The 20,839-nt window shown below is 38.0% G+C and carries 20 protein-coding genes and 1 other annotated feature; all 20 genes read right to left on the reverse strand.

All coding sequences use genetic code 11. The features are described from left to right. Window positions 1-51: 51 nt before the first annotated feature. The 20 genes from pyrE to sigG all read right to left on the reverse strand — a co-directional run bounded on the left by pyrE (window position 52) and on the right by sigG (window position 20,769). The gene (gene pyrE / locus H9650_RS01460; RefSeq protein ID WP_144537987.1) at window positions 52-684 is read right to left on the reverse strand and encodes an orotate phosphoribosyltransferase; all 633 of its coding nucleotides are present in this window, start codon (window positions 682-684) and stop codon (window positions 52-54) included. Then, a complete protein-coding gene (gene pyrF / locus H9650_RS01465) occupies window positions 681-1,391 on the reverse strand; it encodes an orotidine-5'-phosphate decarboxylase (RefSeq protein ID WP_144537986.1) in 711 nt (236 codons plus the stop codon). Before pyrF ends, pyrE begins: the two co-directional genes overlap by 4 nt. Then, window positions 1,388-2,302, reverse strand: coding sequence for a dihydroorotate dehydrogenase (locus H9650_RS01470; RefSeq protein ID WP_191696402.1), 915 nt, complete (start codon window positions 2,300-2,302; stop codon window positions 1,388-1,390). The genes pyrF and H9650_RS01470 overlap by 4 nt, the downstream gene beginning before the upstream one ends. Next, the gene (locus tag H9650_RS01475; RefSeq protein ID WP_191696403.1) at window positions 2,299-3,075 is read right to left on the reverse strand and encodes a dihydroorotate dehydrogenase electron transfer subunit; all 777 of its coding nucleotides are present in this window, start codon (window positions 3,073-3,075) and stop codon (window positions 2,299-2,301) included. Before H9650_RS01475 ends, H9650_RS01470 begins: the two co-directional genes overlap by 4 nt. Further along, window positions 3,072-6,269, reverse strand: a complete 3,198-nt coding sequence (gene carB, locus H9650_RS01480) for a carbamoyl-phosphate synthase large subunit (protein ID WP_191696404.1) — start codon at window positions 6,267-6,269, stop codon at window positions 3,072-3,074. The genes H9650_RS01475 and carB overlap by 4 nt, the downstream gene beginning before the upstream one ends. Next, a complete protein-coding gene (locus H9650_RS01485; RefSeq protein WP_191696405.1) occupies window positions 6,262-7,362 on the reverse strand; it encodes a carbamoyl phosphate synthase small subunit in 1,101 nt (366 codons plus the stop codon). The genes carB and H9650_RS01485 overlap by 8 nt, the downstream gene beginning before the upstream one ends. After that, window positions 7,359-8,639 (reverse strand): dihydroorotase, encoded by a 1,281-nt coding sequence (locus H9650_RS01490; protein ID WP_191696406.1) that lies wholly within the window; start codon window positions 8,637-8,639, stop codon window positions 7,359-7,361. The genes H9650_RS01485 and H9650_RS01490 overlap by 4 nt, the downstream gene beginning before the upstream one ends. Window position 8,640: 1 nt before the next feature. Further along, complete coding sequence (locus H9650_RS01495; RefSeq protein ID WP_191696407.1) at window positions 8,641-9,519, reverse strand: aspartate carbamoyltransferase catalytic subunit; 879 nt, start codon at window positions 9,517-9,519, stop codon at window positions 8,641-8,643. 148 nt (window positions 9,520-9,667) lie between these two features. Then, window positions 9,668-10,987, reverse strand: a complete 1,320-nt coding sequence (locus H9650_RS01500) for a solute carrier family 23 protein (protein WP_191696408.1) — start codon at window positions 10,985-10,987, stop codon at window positions 9,668-9,670. A gap of 23 nt (window positions 10,988-11,010) precedes the next feature. After that, a complete protein-coding gene (gene pyrR / locus H9650_RS01505) occupies window positions 11,011-11,550 on the reverse strand; it encodes a bifunctional pyr operon transcriptional regulator/uracil phosphoribosyltransferase PyrR (protein ID WP_144537978.1) in 540 nt (179 codons plus the stop codon). A 198-nt stretch (window positions 11,551-11,748) separates the two neighbouring features. Continuing rightward, window positions 11,749-12,675, reverse strand: coding sequence for an RluA family pseudouridine synthase (locus H9650_RS01510; RefSeq protein WP_144537977.1), 927 nt, complete (start codon window positions 12,673-12,675; stop codon window positions 11,749-11,751). After that, a complete protein-coding gene (gene lspA, locus H9650_RS01515) occupies window positions 12,675-13,151 on the reverse strand; it encodes a signal peptidase II (RefSeq protein ID WP_144537976.1) in 477 nt (158 codons plus the stop codon). The genes H9650_RS01510 and lspA overlap by 1 nt, the downstream gene beginning before the upstream one ends. 313 nt (window positions 13,152-13,464) lie before the next feature. After that, entirely contained in the window at window positions 13,465-16,227 is a 2,763-nt protein-coding gene (ileS, locus tag H9650_RS01520; protein ID WP_191696409.1) for an isoleucine--tRNA ligase, read from the reverse strand. A 68-nt stretch (window positions 16,228-16,295) separates the two neighbouring features. After that, window positions 16,296-16,514: a binding site (T-box leader), on the reverse strand. Between the two features lie 52 nt (window positions 16,515-16,566). Further along, on the reverse strand, window positions 16,567-17,076 hold the full coding sequence (locus H9650_RS01525) for a DivIVA domain-containing protein (RefSeq protein WP_144537974.1): 510 nt from the start codon (window positions 17,074-17,076) through the stop codon (window positions 16,567-16,569). Window positions 17,077-17,170: 94 nt separating this feature from the next. Then, a complete protein-coding gene (locus H9650_RS01530; protein WP_191696410.1) occupies window positions 17,171-17,959 on the reverse strand; it encodes a YlmH family RNA-binding protein in 789 nt (262 codons plus the stop codon). 178 nt (window positions 17,960-18,137) lie between these two features. Further along, complete coding sequence (locus H9650_RS01535) at window positions 18,138-18,398, reverse strand: YggT family protein (protein ID WP_144537972.1); 261 nt, start codon at window positions 18,396-18,398, stop codon at window positions 18,138-18,140. A 17-nt stretch (window positions 18,399-18,415) separates the two neighbouring features. After that, window positions 18,416-18,898, reverse strand: coding sequence for a cell division protein SepF (locus H9650_RS01540; RefSeq protein WP_191696411.1), 483 nt, complete (start codon window positions 18,896-18,898; stop codon window positions 18,416-18,418). Then, entirely contained in the window at window positions 18,895-19,584 is a 690-nt protein-coding gene (locus H9650_RS01545) for a YggS family pyridoxal phosphate-dependent enzyme (protein WP_144537970.1), read from the reverse strand. The genes H9650_RS01540 and H9650_RS01545 overlap by 4 nt, the downstream gene beginning before the upstream one ends. Window positions 19,585-19,658: 74 nt before the next feature. Next, window positions 19,659-19,898, reverse strand: coding sequence for a PRC-barrel domain-containing protein (locus H9650_RS01550; RefSeq protein WP_191696412.1), 240 nt, complete (start codon window positions 19,896-19,898; stop codon window positions 19,659-19,661). 88 nt (window positions 19,899-19,986) lie between these two features. Next, the gene (sigG, locus tag H9650_RS01555) at window positions 19,987-20,769 is read right to left on the reverse strand and encodes an RNA polymerase sporulation sigma factor SigG (protein WP_144537968.1); all 783 of its coding nucleotides are present in this window, start codon (window positions 20,767-20,769) and stop codon (window positions 19,987-19,989) included. Between the last annotated feature and the right edge of the window lie 70 nt (window positions 20,770-20,839).

A 20,839-nucleotide genomic window follows, 5' to 3' on the forward strand; every position in this document is an offset into this window, starting at 1 on the left:
ATTAAAACCCCGGAATGTTTTACAAACCTCTAACATTTCCGGGGAAGTAAGTTATTTCAACAAGCCGTGCTTTAAATCATTATGCCATTTAGAAAGCATAGGAATATCTGCCTCCGTAATTGTGTCTGCCTCATATGCTGCATCAACTAAAGCATCATAATTAGTCAAGCTAATAAAGTTAATACCTGCTTCATTAAACGAATCCTCTGCCTTCGGAAGTCCATATGTAAAAATACTTACAACTCCAAGTACTTCTAATCCTGATTTTCTTAACGCTTCTACAGCTGTTAAGCTACTTCCACCTGTGGATATTAAATCCTCAATGACTACTACCCTTTGACCAGGTACTACTTTTCCTTCAATTTGGTTTCCTCTACCATGTTCCTTTGCCTTCGACCGTACGTACAGCATAGGAAGGTCTAACACATCACTTACCCATGCAGCATGAGGAATACCAGCTGTGGCAGTTCCCGCTACTGCTTCTGTCCCTGGGAAATTGTTGTTAATGGCTTCTGCAAGGCCATTTGCAATTTCTTTCCGAATGGCTGGAGAAGACATAGTTATACGATTATCACAATAGATAGGCGATTTAATGCCTGAAGCCCAAGTAAAAAGGTTGTTTGGCTGTAACTCTACTGCTCCTACCTCAAGTAGTGCCTTTGCAATTTTATGATCAAGTTTCATGCGTATTCCTCCCACATATTAAAGATAGTTTTGTAAGCCTCAACTGGATTATCTGCCTTTGTGATAGCACGTCCAACTACAATGTGAGAAGAGCCTTGCTTTCTAGCAATAGAGGGAGTTGCCACTCTTACCTGGTCGTGTGCTTCTCCAGAAGAAAGTCGTATACCTGGTGTCACTCGTAAAAAGCCTTCCCCACAAGATTCAACTATTTTTCCTGCCTCGAGCACAGAGCATACCACTCCATCTAATCCCGCTTTTTTTGAAAGCCTAGCATAATGAAGAACAGATTCCTCCAAAGAAGTATGGATAAGCTGCTCCTCCTGCATTTGTTGCTCTGATGTAGAGGTTAACTGAGTAACGCCGATAATAGCAGGTCTCATTTTTCCAGCTAGGGTTCCCGCTTCCAGTCCTTCACGAGCTTTAATCATCATTGCCTCTCCTCCAGCAGCATGAACATTGATAAGATCGACTCCTAAACGAGCTAGTCCTTTCATAGCTTGGCCAACTGTGTTTGGAATATCATGTAGCTTCAAATCTAGAAATACATCATGCCCCATTTCCTTCAGCTTATAAACTATAGCTGGACCTTCCTGCATATAAAGTTCCATTCCTACCTTAACAAAGAGAGGTTCGTTAAAGGGGGTTAAAAAACTGTACACTTCCTCAGCAGAAGCAAAGTCTAATGCAATAATCGGATTGTTTATCATAATCGATGGCTCCTTCCAACTAAATCGGTTACTGTTTCATACCCTAGCTCGTCAAGCTTATCAGGTAACTGCTCGATTAACGACGGACAAATGAATGGATCAACAAAGTTAGCTGTTCCAATAGCTACTGCGCTTGCCCCTGCAGATAAGAAGTCAATAACATCATCTATGTTAGATACCCCTCCCATTCCGATAATAGGTAGTGAGACTTGATTAGCAACGTCATACACCATGCGTAATGCAACAGGCTTAATAGCAGGGCCAGAGAGACCGCCTGTTACATTAGCAATAACAGGACGTCCCGTTCGAGTATCCAACCGTAAACCAAGTAAAGTATTAATCATTGTTATACCATCTGCACCACCGGCTTCCACAGCTTTGGCAATTTCTACAACGTTTGTGACATTCGGAGACAGCTTCACATACACAGCTACAGAAGATACTGCTTTAACTGCTTTTGTCAGCTCTTCTGCTATTTGAGGGTCTGTACCAAACGTTATTCCACCTTGTTTAACGTTTGGACATGATATATTCAACTCAAGTGCATGCACATTTGGAGCTTTGGAAATAGCTTCCGCAACTGCAACGTAATCCTCCGTTAAGGTACCAGCAACATTTGCGATAATGGGTACATCAAATTGCTCTAACCAAGGAAGCTCATTTGCCATTACCTTTGTAAGACCAGGGTTTTGTAATCCAATTGCATTAAGCATTCCCGCAGGAGTTTCTGCGACACGAGGAGTGGGATTTCCTAGTCTAGTTTCTAGTGTGGTAGCTTTAATCATAATTGCACCTAATTTAGACAAATCATAAAGCTGTGCATACTCTTTACCAAATCCGAAGCACCCTGAAGCCGGCATTATTGGATTTTTTAACGACAGACCTGGTAACTCTACCGCTAATCTGTTCATACTCGAATCACTCCTGACTGGAAGACTGGACCATCAGAACAAACCTTCAAATAGTCAACATCCGTTTTTTCCGTTGTTTCGCATACACAAGCAAAGCATGCTCCGATACCGCAGCCCATACGTTGCTCAAAAGAAAGATAGCCTTCTTTATGTGGATACATTTTTTCAAGTGCTGCAAGCATAGGAGTTGGACCGCAGCTATAATACATGACAAAGTCGTCAGCAATTTTGTCTAAAACGTTTGTGACAAATCCTTTATGTCCATAGCTTCCGTCTACTGTTACTATATAAGTTTCACCTAGTTGTTTAAACAGCTCCTCATAAAAAACAACATCTAGCGATTGAAAGCCCAATACATGGATGGGTTGCACACCTCTTTCCACCAGTCTTTTGGACAGTTCATAAAGAGGTGGAACACCAATACCCCCACCTACTAGCAGAGCTTTCTCTCCAGCTGTAATTTTATCTACAGGAAAACCTTGACCTAAGGGACCAAGCACATCTACAATATCCCCTGGTTTTTTCTTCGAAAGTAGAACTGTTCCACTTCCCTCTGCACGATAAATCATTGTAAACTCTAAAGCTTCATTGTTTATAGAACTAATACTAATTGGTCTACGCAATAAAGGTTCCATTTGATTAGACACTCGTATATGAACAAATTGGCCTGGCTGTTTCATATCCTGCACGAGCTGTCCTTTTAAGGTAAGCTCGAAAATGTTCGTTGCTATCTTTTGCTGATGTACAACGCACATTTGCTCTTGTCTAATCATGCGCGAACCTCCTGTAATTTCATCGTATCTGTAGAAAAACTCATCGACTCAATTACTCGAACCATAGCTTCTGCAGTATCTAATGAAGTTAAGCAAGGTATTCCATTTTCGACTGACTCTCTTCGAATACGGAAGCCATCACGCTCTGGCTGCATTCCTTTCGTCAAAGTGTTAATAACAAATTGAGCTTCCCCTTTTTGTATCACATCTAATAAAGTAGTGCCCTTCGAGCCAATTTTGTCTACTATATCTACTGGAATACCTGCAGATAGAATCGCTTTTGCCGTCCCTTCTGTCGCAATGATACGGAATCCAATTGCGTGAAAACGTTTAGCAATATCTGTTGCTTCCTCTTTATCTTTGTCAGAAATAGTCATTAGTACAGATCCATGATCTTTAATTTCCATACCTGCTGCCACTAAGCCTTTATAAAGTGCTTTTTCTAGTGTTATGTCTTTCCCCATTACCTCTCCTGTTGATTTCATCTCAGGTCCGAGTGTAATATCAACTCTACGAAGCTTAGCAAAACTGAAAACTGGTACTTTTACGAATACTTCTGGACTATTTGGTGCCAGTCCTGTTTTGTATCCCTGCTCAACAATAGAGTGTCCTAGAATCGCTTTTGTTGCAATGTTTGCCATTGGTATAGAGGTTATTTTACTTAAAAATGGTACTGTACGGCTTGAGCGTGGGTTTACCTCAATCACATAAACCTCATCTTTAGAAATTACATATTGAATATTCATCAGACCTACGATTTTTAAGCCTCTAGCAAGCCTTGTTGTGTAGTCAACCAGGGTGTCTATATGTTTTTGAGATAACTTTTGTGGTGGATATACGGCAATAGAATCGCCTGAATGGACTCCAGCTCGCTCAATATGCTCCATAATACCTGGTATTAAGACATTCTCTCCATCACAGATTGCATCTACTTCAACCTCTGTTCCTGTTAAATAACGGTCGATTAGAACCGGCTTTTCAGGGCTTGCTTCTACAGCATTTTCCATATAGTGCTTAATCTCATCTTCGTTATAAACGATTTGCATTGCGCGTCCACCAAGTACGTAAGAAGGTCTCACTAATACCGGGTAACCAATTTCATTAGCAATTTCAATTGCTTCTTCTACAGATACTGCAGTTTTACCTAGTGGTTGAGGTATTCCAATTTCGTGAAGAGCAGATTCAAATTTATTACGGTTTTCTGCTCGATCGATATCCTCTAAAGTAGTACCTAATATTTTTACTCCTCTTTCTTCTAATGCTTCTGCTAGGTTTATCGCTGTTTGACCACCAAACTGTACAACTACACCTTTTGGCTGCTCAAGATCCACGATATGCATAACGTCTTCCACAGTTAACGGTTCAAAGTATAATTTATCTGAAATAGAGAAATCAGTCGAAACTGTCTCTGGATTGTTATTGATAATAATTGCTTCATAACCGGCTTCTTTTATCGCCCATACAGAGTGAACAGTTGCATAGTCGAATTCTACACCTTGCCCGATTCTAATTGGACCAGAACCAAGCACAATCACGCTTTCTTTATCCGTACGAATAGATTCATTTTCCTCTTCATACGTTCCATAGAAATAAGGCGTTTCTGATTCAAACTCTCCAGCACATGTATCTACCATTTTATAAACTGGGACAATATCGCTTTCCTTTTTAAAGTTATATACTTCTATCTCTTTCACATTCCAATATTTTGCGATTGTTTTGTCTGCAAAGCCCATTCTCTTTGCTTTATATAAAATTTCCTTATTGAAAGGATTATCTTGAATTACCTTTTCGTATTTAACGATATTTTGTAATTTATTTAAGAAAAATAAATCAATTTGACTCCACGCATGAATTTGCTCGATTGTCACTCCACGGCGTAACGCTTCACCGATAAAGAATAAGCGCTCATCTCCTGCGCGGCGAATTCTCTTAGCAATCCATTCATCTGTAATAGAATCGCTATTTTTCATTTCAAGATGAAAGTGACCTGTTTCCAAAGAACGAACTGATTTTAGAATTGCTTCTTCAAAAGTACGTCCAAGGGACATTACTTCTCCTGTTGCCTTCATTTGGGTGCCAAGATTACGTTTAGCTGATTCAAATTTGTCAAAAGGCCATCTAGGTATTTTCGCTACAATATAATCTAAAGCTGGCTCGAAGCAAGCGTATGTTTTTCCCGTAACAGGATTCATCATTTCATCTAATGTAAGTCCTACCGCTATTTTTGCTGCGAGCTTTGCAATTGGATAACCTGTCGCCTTTGAAGCAAGCGCAGATGAACGGCTTACACGTGGATTAACCTCAATAATATAGTAATTGAAGCTATGTGGATCTAAAGCAAGTTGTACGTTACATCCACCTTCTATTTTTAAAGCACGAATAATCTTTAAGGATACATTTCGAAGCATTTGGTTTTCACGATCAGATAATGTTTGCGTCGGAGCCACTACAATTGAATCTCCAGTATGAATCCCTACTGGGTCTACGTTTTCCATATTACATACGACGATTGCATTGTCAGCTGAATCTCTCATTACCTCATATTCTATTTCTTTATAGCCCGCAATGGATTTCTCCAATAGACATTGAGTCACGGGACTATACTTTAAACCACTTGTAACGATTTCGACTAGGTCTGCATCATTATGGCAAATACCCCCTCCAGTTCCACCTAATGTGAATGCTGGTCTTACGATTACTGGGTATCCAATACGCTCCACAAAGGTTTTTGCTTCCTCAAGATTGTGGATAATGTCACTTTCAGGTACTGGCTCGTTCAGTTCATTCATTAATGTTCTGAACAAATCCCGGTCCTCTGCTTTGTGAATTGCCTCTAGCTTCGTACCAAGAATTTCTATCCCTAACTCGTCTAATATGCCAGATTCATCTAGCTGAATAGCCATGTTTAAGCCAGTTTGACCCCCTAATGTCGGAAGTATTGCATCTGGGCGCTCTTTACGGATAATCTTACTTACGAATGGAAGAGTTATTGGCTCAATATATACTTTGTCCGCAATTTCCGTATCTGTCATAATAGTTGCGGGATTGGAGTTAACTAGTATTACTTTATAGCCTTCTTCTTTTAGGGAAATACATGCTTGTGTCCCCGCATAGTCAAACTCTGCAGCTTGACCGATTACAATTGGACCAGATCCGATTACTAAAATAGTTTCTATATCTTTACGTTTAGGCATGTGAAGTCTCCTTTTTGCTTTCTTTATTCATTAACTCTATAAATTGATCAAATAAGTGTGTGGAATCCTCTGGTCCACATGAACCTTCCGGGTGGAACTGTACACAGAAGACTGGATATGTTTTATGTCTTACACCTTCAACTGTTCCATCATTTAAAGCTACATGAGTAATTTCAAGGTCAGTATTGGATATAGAATCTGCATCAATCGCATAGCCATGGTTTTGAGAAGTTAGCTCAGTTCTTCCAGTAGTTAAGTCTTTTACTGGATGATTCCCACCTCGATGACCGAATTTTAATTTAAATGAAGTGGCACCACTCGCTAGAGAAATTAACTGATGACCAAGACAAACTCCAAAGATCGGGACGTTACCGATTAAGTCCTTTACCATCTCAATTGCTTCTGGTATATCTGTTGGGTCCCCAGGTCCGTTAGATAACATGACCCCATCGGGACGCATTGCTAGAATTTCTTTTGCTGATGTGTTGAAAGGTACTACAATCACGTCACAGTCACGCTTGTTTAGCTCTCTTAAAATACCATGCTTCATGCCAAAATCTACTAATACTACTCGTTTTCCACGTCCAGGACTTGGATACGGTCTAGTAATAGATGACTGCTCGACTACGTTTTTAGGTATTTCAGTAGCTTTTAGTATTGCTACAATTTCTCCCACATTTACTTCTTCTCCAGCGTTTGTCATCTTACCCTTGAGTGAACCATGCTTTCGAATAATGCGTGTTAGCTTACGCGTATCTATTCCTTCAATTCCTGGTACATTTTTTTCTGTTAAAAATTCATCTAATGTACTTTGGTTGCGAAAGTTAGATGGATGCTCCGCCAATTCACGAACAACGATTCCTGACAAGCCTATTTCAATAGCTTCAAAATCATCTGGATTTATACCGTAGTTACCAACCATAGGATACGTGAAAGTCAGAATTTGACTACAATTGGATGGATCCGAAATAGATTCCTGATAGCCTGTCATTGCTGTAGTGAAAATAACCTCACCAACAGTTCCTTTTTCGCTTCCAAAAGCATTCCCCTTAAATACCGAACCGTCCTCTAATATTAAATATCTAGTTTTCATGCTTGTTCCTCCTGCCATACGATTTCTCCGTTAAAGATAGTAACTTGTGGCCAACCTGCACAAACCCAGCCATCAAATGGTGTATTCTTCCCTTTAGATAAGAATGCTTCTTTTTCTATTTTTTGTTCTTTATTTAAATCTATCAATACTAGATCTGCTGGAGCTCCAATCTCTAACTTGCCAAATTCAAAGCCAAATACGTTCGCCGGTTTGATTGTTAAGAAATCTAAAAGTTGCTTTAACGTCCATTCTCCAGTTTTCACAAAATGTGTATACAACAATGGAAAAGCCGTTTCTAATCCAACGATTCCAAATGGAGCCTTTTCAAATCCTAGTGCTTTTTCCTCCTCTGTGTGAGGTGCATGATCTGTCGCAATAAAATCTAATGTTCCATCTAATAGTCCCTCACGCAATGCCATCATATCGTCCCTTCCTCTTAAGGGGGGATTCATCTTCCAAGTTGCATCATTGGATGGAATATCTTCCTCACAAAGTATTAAATGGTGAGGACTTACTTCTGCCGTTACATGGATGCCTGCCTTCTTTGCGTCTCGTATCACTCGAACAGATTCCTTAGTACTAACATGGCATACGTGATAATGTGCACCTGCAGCTTCACCTAGTAATATATCTCTCGCAATATGTACTGATTCTGAAACAGAGTGGATTCCTTTTAATCCAAGCTCTTCATTTCGTTTCCCTTTATGCATTACTCCACCATATAAAAGTGAATTATCCTCACAGTGTGCTACTACAGGAATATGGTACTTTGCTGCTTCTTGCATTGCTTCTAGCATTGTCCCCGCCGTCTGTACTCCCACGCCGTCATCGGTTAAAGCAAATGCCCCAAGCTCTTTAAGTGAAGCAATATCTGTGCGTTCTTTACCAGCTTGGCGTATTGTAATTGAAGCATATGGAAGCACTCTTACAAGTGCATTTTTTTCTACTAAGTTTAGTACATGTGAGAAGTTTTCAGCTGTATCTGGGACTGGACGAGTATTAGGCATTGCACAGATAGTTGTATATCCACCCTTTGCAGCAGCTTTTGTACCAGTTTCAATCGTTTCTTTTTGTTCACCACCTGGCTCACGTAGATGCACATGTACGTCAATAAAACCTGATGAGAGTAACATTCCTTTACCATCGATTACTTGTGCCTCTGCTAAAGTTGGAGTAGGGTGGATTTCTGTTATTATCCCTTCTTTAACTACAACAGAAGTAGTTTCTAATTCACCTGATTGGTTTACTAGTTGAACGTTTTGAATTATTTTTGTCATGTTATTCTCTCCCTTTCAAGATCATCTCAATAACAGCCATTCGGATATAAACACCATTTTCCATTTGCTTAAAAATTCTAGAACGCTCACATTCTACTAATTCGTTTGCAATTTCCACATCACGATTAAACGGAGCAGGGTGCATAATAATTGATCCTTCTTTCATCCTGCTTTCTCGCTCCAAAGTCAGACCATAGGATTGATGGTATTCTTCCTTTGAAAATGATATCGAACCATCGTGCCTTTCATGTTGCACTCGTAGCATCATTAAAACATCACTTACTTCAATTACATCATCAAAACTATTAGTAGTTTCAAATTCTGCTTGCCATTCACGTGGACACACAAAATGAATTTTAGCTCCTAGCCTAGTTAAAGCATCTGCATTCGATCTTGCCACTCTACTATGCGCTATGTCCCCTACTATTGTGACTATTTTATCCTTCAATCCCCCAAATTCTTGCCAAATAGTAAAGATATCTAAAAGGCTTTGAGTGGGATGGTTTCCAGTGCCGTCCCCTCCATTGATGATTGCAGGTCTCACTTTCCCTACCAGTTCATTGAAATAGTTATTTTGTTCATGTCTTATAACTAATGCATCCAAGCCTATAGATTCTAGTACTTTTACTGTGTCATATAGTGTCTCACCCTTTAATGTACTAGAAAAACCCGCATCAAAAGGTAACACCTCCAGCTGTAGCTTTCTTTCAGCCATTTCAAAGCTCATTTTCGTTCTTGTACTCGGTTCGAAGAATAAGTTAGCCATTGTATATTTGTTTTTTAAAGTTGAGACGGCGCCTTCACGAAACGCTTGTGCTTGTTTTAAAATAGCTAGTATTTGTTCAACTGACAAATCTTTCATTGATACTAAATTTTTCATGAATATCCGCCTTTCTTTTATAAAAAAACCTCCTCGAAAAATTCGAGAAGGTCCGTTAAGCATAACCAAAGTAGAGATTCTATAAGTAAAAATCTCTTTTTTGGTCCGAACCCTTCGCTGACTCTCTGTTCAACTTATTAAAAGGTCATTATTCTATTGTGTCATTTCCAGATGATTCAGCTTCTTTTCTTCCAGGAAGAATCCAGTTTAAAACTACTCCAACGATGGCAGCTAGTGCCATTCCTTCTATACTTAATGCTTCCGTTACGATAAATTTAGCTCCACCAATACCGATTACTAAGATAACAGATGCAATAACTAGGTTGCGACTGTTTCCAAAATCAATATTTGCTTCTACTAGCATGCGCAACCCACTAGAAGCAATAATCCCAAACAGCAGGATAGATACCCCTCCGAGAACTGCGGTAGGTATTGTTGTGATAAGCGCCATTCCTTTACCAAAGAAGGATAGCAAGATTGCAACAACTGCTGCTCCCATTATTACGTACACACTATAAACTCGTGTAATGGCTAACACACCAATATTTTCGCCATAAGTAGTCTTTGGTGGACCACCGATTAAAGCACTTACGAATGTTCCTAACCCATCTCCAAGAAGTGAGCGATGTAAACCAGGCTCTTTAATATAGTCTCGATTTACAACCTTCCCTAATACTAATTGATGCCCAATATGTTCAGAGATAGTAACAATGACTATAGGAACCATAATGAGCAAGATTTTAGAAGTAACTTCAAAATCATAATGAACTCCTGGTACTAAGAAATCGGGTAACGCTAGGAAGCTTGCCTCTTTAACAGGAGTAAAATCTACAATTCCAATTAGGATAGAATAGAGATATCCAACTACTAAGCCAATCAAAATTGGCATGGTACTAATAATGTTTTTAAAAAAGATAGTACAAATGATTGCTGTAAACAATGTTACAAGTGCAGCAGAAAAATGTAAGAAACTATACTCTTTTAAACCTGTGTCTACATTTGTGATATTCATCGCCATGTCCACAGCAACTCCTGCTAATCCCAGACCAATAACCATAATTACCGGACCAACAACGATTGGTGGCAATAACTTCATAATCCACTTGTATCCACTTTTCCAAATGATCAGTGACACAATACCATATACTAAACCTACAAATACTGCTCCAATCATTGCATTACCTGGATTAATAGCTTTACCCGATTCGCCAAGTCCATTTACTGCCAATAAAATTGGTGCTATGAAAGCAAATGAGGAACCTAAATAAGCCGGCACTTGAAATCGGGTTATCATTAAGAAAATGATTGTTGCTATACCACTAGTCAGTAACGCGATTGCGGGACTTAACCCTACAAGCTGTGGTACTAATATTGTTGAGCCAAACATCGCAAACATATGCTGAAAACTTAGAGTGATCAGTTGTCCGCTTGTAGGTTTATCATTTACATCTAATATCGCTTTCGACATTTAAGGTCCCCACCTTTCTAGGATTATTCAAATATTGTTACAGCATCTACTTCGTCCGTCTCTGTAACTTTAACCACTATTTTTTCACTACTAGAGGTAGGAATGTTTTTACCTACATAATCTGCTCGGATTGGTAGCTCTCTGTGACCTCTATCTATCAACACGGCAAGTTGTATTTGGGATGGCCTTCCTAAATCCATTACTGCGTCCATCGCTGCTCGAACCGTTCTCCCAGTAAACAGAACATCATCTACTAAAATAACCTTTTTGTTTGTAACATCATGTGTAATATCAACTTGTTGTACGAGTGGCTCGTTAGAAGCATTTTTTAAAGATAAATCATCTCTATACAATGTAATATCTAACTCACCCGTTTTGATTGGTTTACCTTCAATTTTTACGATTCTTTCTGCAAGTCTTTGCGCTAAAAATGTACCTCTAGTTTTTATCCCTACTAATATACACTCTTCAATTCCTTTGTTACGTTCAATAATTTCATGGGCAATTCTAGTGAGTGCCCTGTTGATAGCTTGCTCATCCAATATGCTTGCCTTTTCTTCCATACGATTACATCCTCCTATCCATAATATAAAAAACCTCTTAAGCTAGAGAAGCTCAAGAGGTTGTATGTGCGCGATAAGATATAGTGAACCTATTAATCCGCAGAATAATAGTGAGTCACTTTCACATGTACCTTCTCAGCCTCTCTGGACTGTTATTAAAGGTGAAGCTATTCAATTTATTGTAATTAGTATAACGGACTATTCTTCTTTTGGCAATGATTGTTTTCGCAAGTCTTGCAACAAATCTGTAAAGTCCTCTGGTAGCGGATAAGAAAATTCTAAATACTCCCCTGTTCTTGGCTGTATGAAACCGAGAACTCCTGCATGTAGAACTTGACCATTAAAATCTATAGTCTTCTTCGGTCCATATTTAGGATCTCCTGCTAATGGATAACCGATATACTTCATATGAACACGAATTTGATGCGTTCTTCCAGTTTCCAACTGACATTCCACTAAAGTGAATTTGTTAAAACGTTCTAAAACACGGAAATGTGTTACAGCATGCTTACCGTTATCCACAACCGCCATGTTTTGACGCTCTTTTTTATCACGAGCAATCGGCGCATCAATTGTTCCTTTATCATGCGCGATATGTCCATGAACAAGTGCAGTGTATTTACGAGTAACTGTTTTCTTTACTAGCTGATCAACTAACGAAACATGGGCAACATCGTTTTTAGCAACCATTAGAAGGCCAGTTGTATCTTTATCAATACGATGGACAATTCCTGGGCGTAAAACTCCATTGATACCTGAAAGGTCCTTAATTTGATGCATTAGACCATTAACGAGCGTACCACTTAGATGGCCAGGAGCAGGATGAACAACCATACCTCGTGGCTTGTACACTACCACTACATCCTCGTCTTCATAAACGATTTCAAGATTCAAGTTTTCTGCAACTATATCTAGCTCAACCGCTTCTGGTGGAGTTACTACAATTACATCGCCCTCTTTTACCTTGTAGCTCGTTTTTGCGGGCTCATTGTTGACTAAAACACTACCATCTTTTATAAAATTTTGAATTTGTGTACGGGACCAATCTGTTTCAAAAGAGGCAATCGCTTTATCAATTCTCTCTTTTTCCTGGTCCTTTTCAATAATAAACGTTAATTCTTCCATTATTTCACCTTTTTCTTTTCAGCTCGTTCTTCTCGTAGTATAAAAATAATTACAACTACAACTCCTAATGTTAGGGCAGCATCTGCAATATTAAAAATCGGAAAATCATAGTTAACAACCGGAATGAGTACATCTACAAAATCGACTACTTCACCTTTCCAAAGTCGATCTATAAAGTTTCCAATTGCTCCTCCTAATAAAAGCATTAATCCTACTTGAAAAAGAGGTTTCCCTTTTGCTTCCTTATGAAAGTAATAAATAATCGCAACAATCACAACTACAGTGATAACTGCAAAAAAACCTATTTGTCCTTGTAGCATACCCCATGCAGCACCACGATTACGATGTGAAAGCAGTGCAAAGTATGGGTCCCAAATCATAATTTGTTCACCAAGCGTCATATTTTTAACAACAAGCCATTTTGTCCATTGATCTAATGCAATGACAAATGCTGCTAGTCCATAAAATTTCCACACATTAATTCCCCCGATAATCAAATAAGCCTTAAAGACCTCTCTACGTTTGTTGCAGTGAATATTATATCCACCCACTAATTATTTAAAAAGATTTTTGCTGAATAATATTAAACAATCTACAATAGTTTACCATAGAAACCTATCCTACGTAAAAGAGCATCTATGATTTACAAAAGAAAAAATTAATTCTTTTATCTATTATTCAAACTTTTAGTGTAATTCATATTCATGTGATCTATCTTTCTAATCAAATGCTCTGTCTTAATTTTTTAAAAAAAGTGGCCCTATTTAGCATAGGGCCACTTTGTATATATTATACGTAATGTTTTTCTACTACTTCTGCACAGCGAGAGCAAAGTGTCGGGTGAGCTTCACTTTCTCCTACTGTTTCAGCAATAGTCCAGCAACGCTCACATTTTTCTCCGTCTGCTTTTTCAACTACAACGGATGAATTTTCAAGCACTAAACTGTTTGCTGGTGCTTCAGATTGAGAACCACCTAAAACAAACTTAGATACGATAAACAGTTGCGCGAAATCAATTGCGTCTGTGTCGAACAACGCTTTATATTCATCACTAACATACAATGTTACTTTTGCTTCTAATGATTTACCAATTGTTTTCGCATTACGAGCTTCCTCTAATGCTTTTAATACATCATCACGTAATCCCATGATTTTTTCCCATTTTGGAGCAAGTGCTTCAAATGCAGGGTAGTCAAGAGCTTCTGGCATATCTGTTAATTGAACACTTTCTTCCTTCTCATGCTCCAAATAAGCCCAAAGCTCATCTGCTGTATGTGGAAGTATTGGCGTCAATAATTTTAATAAAGCAAGAAGTGTATCATACATTACAGTTTGCATAGCACGACGATCTTTGTCATCTGTTCCGTAAATATACACAACGTCTTTAGCGATATCAAGATAGAATGAGCTCAATTCACCAGAAACAAAGTTATTAACAGTGTGATAAACAGTAGCAAAATCATAACGGTCATAAGCAGCTCTTACCGTTTTGATAACCTCTTGTAATTTCATATACATATATTGGTCTACTTCACGTAAGTTCTCAAATGCAACACGATCACTTGTTGGATTAAAGTCGCTAATATTCCCGTGTAAGAAACGAAGCGTATTACGGATTTTACGATAGACTTCTGTAACTTGTTTGATGATTGCATCAGATACACGAACATCCGCTGTATAATCTACAGATGCAACCCATAAACGTAGAATATCAGCACCTAATTGATTCATTACTTTAGCAGGGACTACAACATTCCCTAATGATTTACTCATTTTTCGGCCATTACCGTCTAAAATGAAGCCGTGGCTTAATAACCCTTTGTATGGAGCATGACCATACATTGCAGTGCTCGTAATTAGAGAAGAGTTAAACCATCCGCGATATTGGTCAGATCCTTCTAGATATAAATCTGCTGGGAATACTAAATCATCACGTTCCTCTAAGACACCATGGTAGGAAGAACCAGAGTCAAACCAAACGTCCATAATATCTGTTTCTTTTGTGAAAATTCCATTTGGACTATGTGGATGTGTGAACCCTTCAGGAAGTAACTCTTTTGCTTCTCTTTCAAACCAAATATTTGAACCATACTCACGGAATAGATTTGATACATGAGAGATAGTCTCTTCTGTTAAAATTGGTTCGCCGTCCTCTGCATAAAATACTGGAATTGGCACACCCCATACACGCTGACGAGAGATACACCAATCTCCGCGATCACGAATCATATTATACAGACGAGTTTCTCCCCATGCTGGTGTAAATTTAGTATTACGGATAGACTGCAATAATTCATCTCTGAAAGCCTCAATTGATGCAAACCATTGAGGAGTTGCACGATAGATAACAGGTTTTTTCGTACGCCAGTCATGTGGATATGAGTGAGTAAAGAATGTAAGCTTCTCTAATGCTCCTACTTTCTCTAATGCCTCAGTAATTGCTTTGTTTGCTGTATCATAGAATAGTCCTTCGAAGCCTGGTGCCTCAGCTGTCAGTACCCCACGCTCGTCAACAGGACAAAGCACATCTAGACCGTAAGCTTTTCCTACGTAGAAGTCGTCTTCCCCGTGGCCAGGTGCTGTATGAACACAGCCAGTACCTGATTCTGTTGTAACATGCTCTCCAAGGATTATTAAAGAGTCACGGTCATATAATGGGTGCTTAGCAACTAGACGATCCAATTCTTGACCAAGAATTGTTTGTTCTATAGAGTATTCTTCCCATCCTAGCTCAGCTGCTACAGATTCTGCTAAGTCTTTTGCAATTACATATTTGTTCCCTTTTGTTAGTACTACTGCGTATTCTACTCGTGGATGTAATGAAATTGCCAAGTTTGCAGGAATGGTCCAAGGAGTAGTAGTCCAAATAATGAACTTTGTCCCTTCTTCTAAAACACCCTTGCCATCTGTTACAGCAAAGCTAACATAAATAGAAGGAGATTTTTTGTCTTGGTATTCAATCTCAGCTTCTGCAAGGGCAGATTCACTTGAAGGTGACCAATAAACAGGCTTCAATCCTTTGTAGATGTAACCTTTCTTAGCCATAGCACCAAATACTTCAATTTGTCGCGATTCGAATTCAGGCTTTAATGTTACATAAGGATTATCCCAATCTCCACGAACGCCTAAACGTTTAAACTGTGATCGTTGGTTGTCAATTTGTTGGTATGCATAATCCTCACATAGCTTTCTAAATTCAGCCAGTGATAATTCCTTACGTTTAACACCTTTGTTAGTTAGAGCTTGTTCAATTGGTAGTCCATGTGTATCCCAACCTGGAACATAAGGAGCATGGAAGCCTGTCATCGATTTGTGACGAACAATCATGTCTTTAAGAACTTTGTTTAAAGCATGCCCAATATGAATATCACCATTCGCATACGGTGGGCCATCATGTAGAACAAAGAATGGACGCCCTTCCGTTCTTTCTAAAACTTTTTTATAAATATCCTGTTCTTCCCATTTTGCTTGGATATCTAACTCTTTCACTGGTAGATTTCCACGCATAGGAAAATCTGTTTTTGGCATTAATAGTGTGTCTTTGTACTCCATTTTTCTTCCTCCTTTGTTTTTCGCAGGTGCTGGTATAATTCATGGAAAATAAAAAAACCCCTCATCCCAAAAGGGACGAGAAGTTATGCTCGCGGTACCACCCTACTTGCGATCACTAAAAGTAACCGCCGCTTAGTATGTCGTAACGGGACATAATCCGAAGACACTTAAAAATTCAGTATCCTTGCTCCAAAGTGATCCACTAAAACGTTTCATTGCTTGAGCTCACACCATCCTCAAGTCGCTTTACAGAAATCATTTTTAGACGTCTTTTTCAATGCATATATATATGATATGAAATTATTATAGGAAATGTACGACCATCAGTCAAGAAATCTCTTATTCCTCTGTAGCAGAAATACGATCTACAGCTGTTGTATCTACATCATACTCCATCAAATGATTCCAGTCATCAGTATTAATAAGATCTAGTTGTGCCTCTACAAGCATTTTAAAGCGATTTCGGAAAACTTTAGATTGTTTCTTCAATTCTTCAATTTCTAAGGCTATTTTTCGAGCTTTGGAAAGAGCTTCGTTGACAATACGATCTGCATTTTTCTCTGCTTCTTTTACTATGAGCTTTGCTTCTTTTTGTGAGTTGCGTCTAACTTCCTCAGCAGCCTCTTGCGCAACTACAATGGACTTATGTAAGGTTTCTTCTATAGACGTGAAATGACCAACCTTTTCACTGGAGGACTTTAATTTGAGCTCTAACTCTTTTTTTTCTTTGATAAGTATTTCTAAGTCCTTCATAATCTGATCAAGAAATTCATTTACTTCATCTTCGTTGTAACCTCTAAATCCCTTACTGAACTCCTTGTTATGTATATCAAGTGGTGTTAGTGGCATCCTATCCATCTCCTTTACATACTAATGTTCTTCCCTCTATTATACATTTCAGACTGGTTGAATACATCTAAATTTCAAATTAAATTTAAGAAAATTATTTTTTTGGCTCTATTCTACCAATTTGAAGTCTTATTTTGTCTTTTTTGGTTCTTCCCTCTATCATCAATAATTTTATGCGACCAAATCCACGAATAGAAATCATATCTAGCTCTTGTAATTCCATAGACGGTTGGTCTATTTCAGTCCAATTGACCTTTACTTTACCACTTTGAATAAGAGAAGCAGATTTTTGTCTAGATATATTGAAAATAGAAGAAATAACAGTATCTAGCCTTAAAGAACTCACCGTGTGATTTTCTGATACCCATTCCTCGTGTTGTCTGAAATAATTGGAAGAGTCATCTACTACTTCAATATGAACCTTCACTTTCCCAATCCCAACAAAATTCGCCCTCACATAATCTAAAACCTCTGTAGCAACAACAAACTGAATCGAGCCTTCCTCCACTCGAATGTCTCCAAATTTACTCCGGTCAATTCCTAGGGACATCATCGAGCCAAGCACGTCTTTATGCTTTAAGGTAACAAACTTTTGAGGATATTTTACTTCAACTACAGTCATATTATAATCATCTTCTGTTGGTTCAAAATATGACGGATATAGAAGTACTCTTTTTCTTTCAGCATCTTCTAATGCTCCTGCTGCACTTGACTCAATAGAACTATATTGTCCGCGCACAGAATTTAAAATAAACTGCTGCCTAGGATCTAGAAAATCAGTTAGCCTTGGAGCATAACGATCTTCAACTTCTCGCATCATATTAGTGGTTTGTTCAATAAATGGTTGCTCTTCTTTTCTAAAATGCTGTAATAGATGTTCCATACTGCTGAGACCTCGCTGAAATTTATAGTAAGAAAACACGCTAGCACCCTTGCAGGGATACTTTTCCAAAAAATAAGACATGGATCAAAGTCTTTGTTTACGCTTTAAGCACATGCTTGGCATTGGTTTTATCGATAAGAGCCACTTGCTCCTACAAAAAAACCTCACTAATGTGAGGTTAAATGAATTGACCTAAAGATAAAATTCCTCTCATAGCTATATTTAAAACAAAAATAGCTACAATCGGAGAAATATCAATCATACCGATTGGTGGAATGATTTTGCGAAATGGCTCTAAATAGGGCTCACATATTTTCCCTAAAAACTGCCCTATTGCAGATTCACGTACATTGGGTACCCAAGACATAAAGATATAAATAATCAATGCAAATGAGTATATTTGTACTAATTGAGCTAACAAAACTAATATTAAATCCATTGTAAGTAACTCCTCTATTAATCTAGATCGTTATAGTAATAATCTGAAATCGAACCTGCAACTTCTACGGAATCAGGAGCACATAGGAAAATATCTGTTCCTATTCGTTGAATGTCTCCACCTAAAGCATATACTGTTCCACTTAAAAAGTCGATTATTCGGATTCCTTGTTCCTTATCGATTCGTTGCAAATTAACTATAACGGCTTTTTTATTCTTTAAATGCTCAGAAATATCTTGCGCCTCCGCATATACTCTTGGCTCGATTAAGATTACCTTAGAGGATTTTTGCATATTTTGTATACTTACAAGATTGGTTGCAGCAGTTTCCTTAGGAGCAGTATTGAATTTTCGTTCCTTAGCGTAAGACTTAGCAGGCTGTTGTTTTATTTGTTGAGGTTCTACAGGCTGCTGCTGTGGTCTTTGCTGTTGTTGTGGAACAGATGTATCTTCATCCTCTTCTAAATAGAAAAAGTTTTTTACCCAATTTTTCATACTCATTCATCCTCCTTGTCTTTACCGACTAATGCAGTTCCTATTCTTACAAATGTTGCTCCTTCTTCAATAGCAATTTCATAATCTCCAGACATACCCATAGATAATTCTGTACAAGGAGCATGAGGCTGTTGTTTTGCAGCTATTTTCGTTTGTAGCTCTTTTAAATCACGAAAAACCTGTCTTATAAGCGAATCATCATCCGTATTAGGTGCCATAGTCATAAGACCAACAACACGTATTCGAGAATAGTCTTTAAGTTCATCAATAAATAACTCGGCTTCTTCTAAAGAAAGGCCATGCTTAGACTCTTCCTTCGAAACATTTACCTGAACAAAGCAATCTTTCACTGTGCTTGCTCTTTTTTCAATTTCGTCAGCTAAGCTTTTCCGGTCTAAAGAGTGCAAGTAATCTATCTCATTAATAACCGATTTTACTTTTCTAGTTTGTAAAGAGCCTATGTAGTGCCATTTAACATCAGCTGAAATAGCTTCAATTTTTTTCATTAATCCTTCTGGTCGATTCTCTCCAAGATGTAAAATTTCATTTTGTATAACTTCCTCTGTCCGCTCTACAGAAACTTCTTTTGTAACTGCGATCAGAGTTACATCCTTTATATTTCGATTAGCTCGTACGCAAGATTTTTCTATATTCTTTTGGATACTGATTAAATTACTTTTCACATTTGACATATAAAACCAACTCTTCATCTTTTGTTTTGTTCATTGTATCAATGAAATGGCCTTTTATCAATAAAGAACAGTACCTATTCTCGGTTTTTTGAAACGATTATTACATCTTTTCCAATTATTGATATATTTTGTATGTCAATTTTTTTAGTTTCTCTTTTTTTATTAAAAAATGTGGGGTATGCCCCATTAGTTTCCACTATAAAAGAAGTTATAAAACCTGTTTCTTTGTCTATTTCAGCGTCTACTATAAACCCTAGCAATTGGCCGGAGTTTGCCTCGATGACTTCTTTTTGCTGTGCATCTGAAAATTTCATCAGTTCCCTCCCTTTTTCTTAGTATATTCATGAAAATAGAAAAAAACGCTTTTTCGAATGAAGAAAAAGCGTCAATTTGTTTTTTAAGTTACTTTGGATTTAACTGGCTTTGAATAGTCGATAACGCACTTTTTTCTAAACGTGATATTTGAGCCTGGGATAATCCCAAGTCTGTAGCTATTTCTGTTTGGGTAGCACCAAAATAAATTCTCTTCGTTAGAATTTTTCGTTGTCTAGAATCTAAATTCTGAAAGCTTTCCTTTACGGTGAAATATGTTACCCACTGATCTTCCGATACATCATTATCGCATAATTGGTCCATCATATAGATAGCGTCTCCCCCATCACTAAAAATAGGTTCTTGTAGGGAAACAGGGTCTTGAATAGCGTCTAAAGAAAGTAATATATCTTCAACAGGAATTTCTAATATTTTTGATAAATCTTCTAATGTCGGTTCTTCCAGATGTTCATTAATATATTGTTCTTTCGCTTTCATCGCCTTGTAAGCGATGTCTCTTAAAGAACGAGAAACACGTACAGAATGATGGTCACGTAAATGCCTTTTTATCTCCCCTATAATCATAGGCACCGCATACGTAGAAAACCGAACATTATGTTTTAAATCAAAATTTTCAATGGACTTAATTAATCCTATACAGCCGACTTGAAACAAATCGTCCGCCTGTTCTCCTCTATATGCGAATCGTTGAACTAGACTTAAAACTAGTCTTAAATTACCCATAACTAATTCATCTTTAACTGATTCTTCTCCACCCTGTAAACGTATAAATAATGCTTTCATTTCTTCATGGGATAGTAAAGGAAGCTTTGATGTGTCAATGCCGCATAATTCTACTTTTGTTCTCGTCATAGTTCTTCCTCCGGACTTTTTAATAGTTCTTAGTCAGTTTGTCCTGAGGTTAAAAGATTATTCCGAGCTC

Origin of the sequence: Psychrobacillus faecigallinarum (assembly GCF_014836595.1) — a bacterium.
In the GTDB taxonomy this organism is placed as follows: Bacteria; Bacillota; Bacilli; order Bacillales_A; family Planococcaceae; genus Psychrobacillus; species Psychrobacillus faecigallinarum.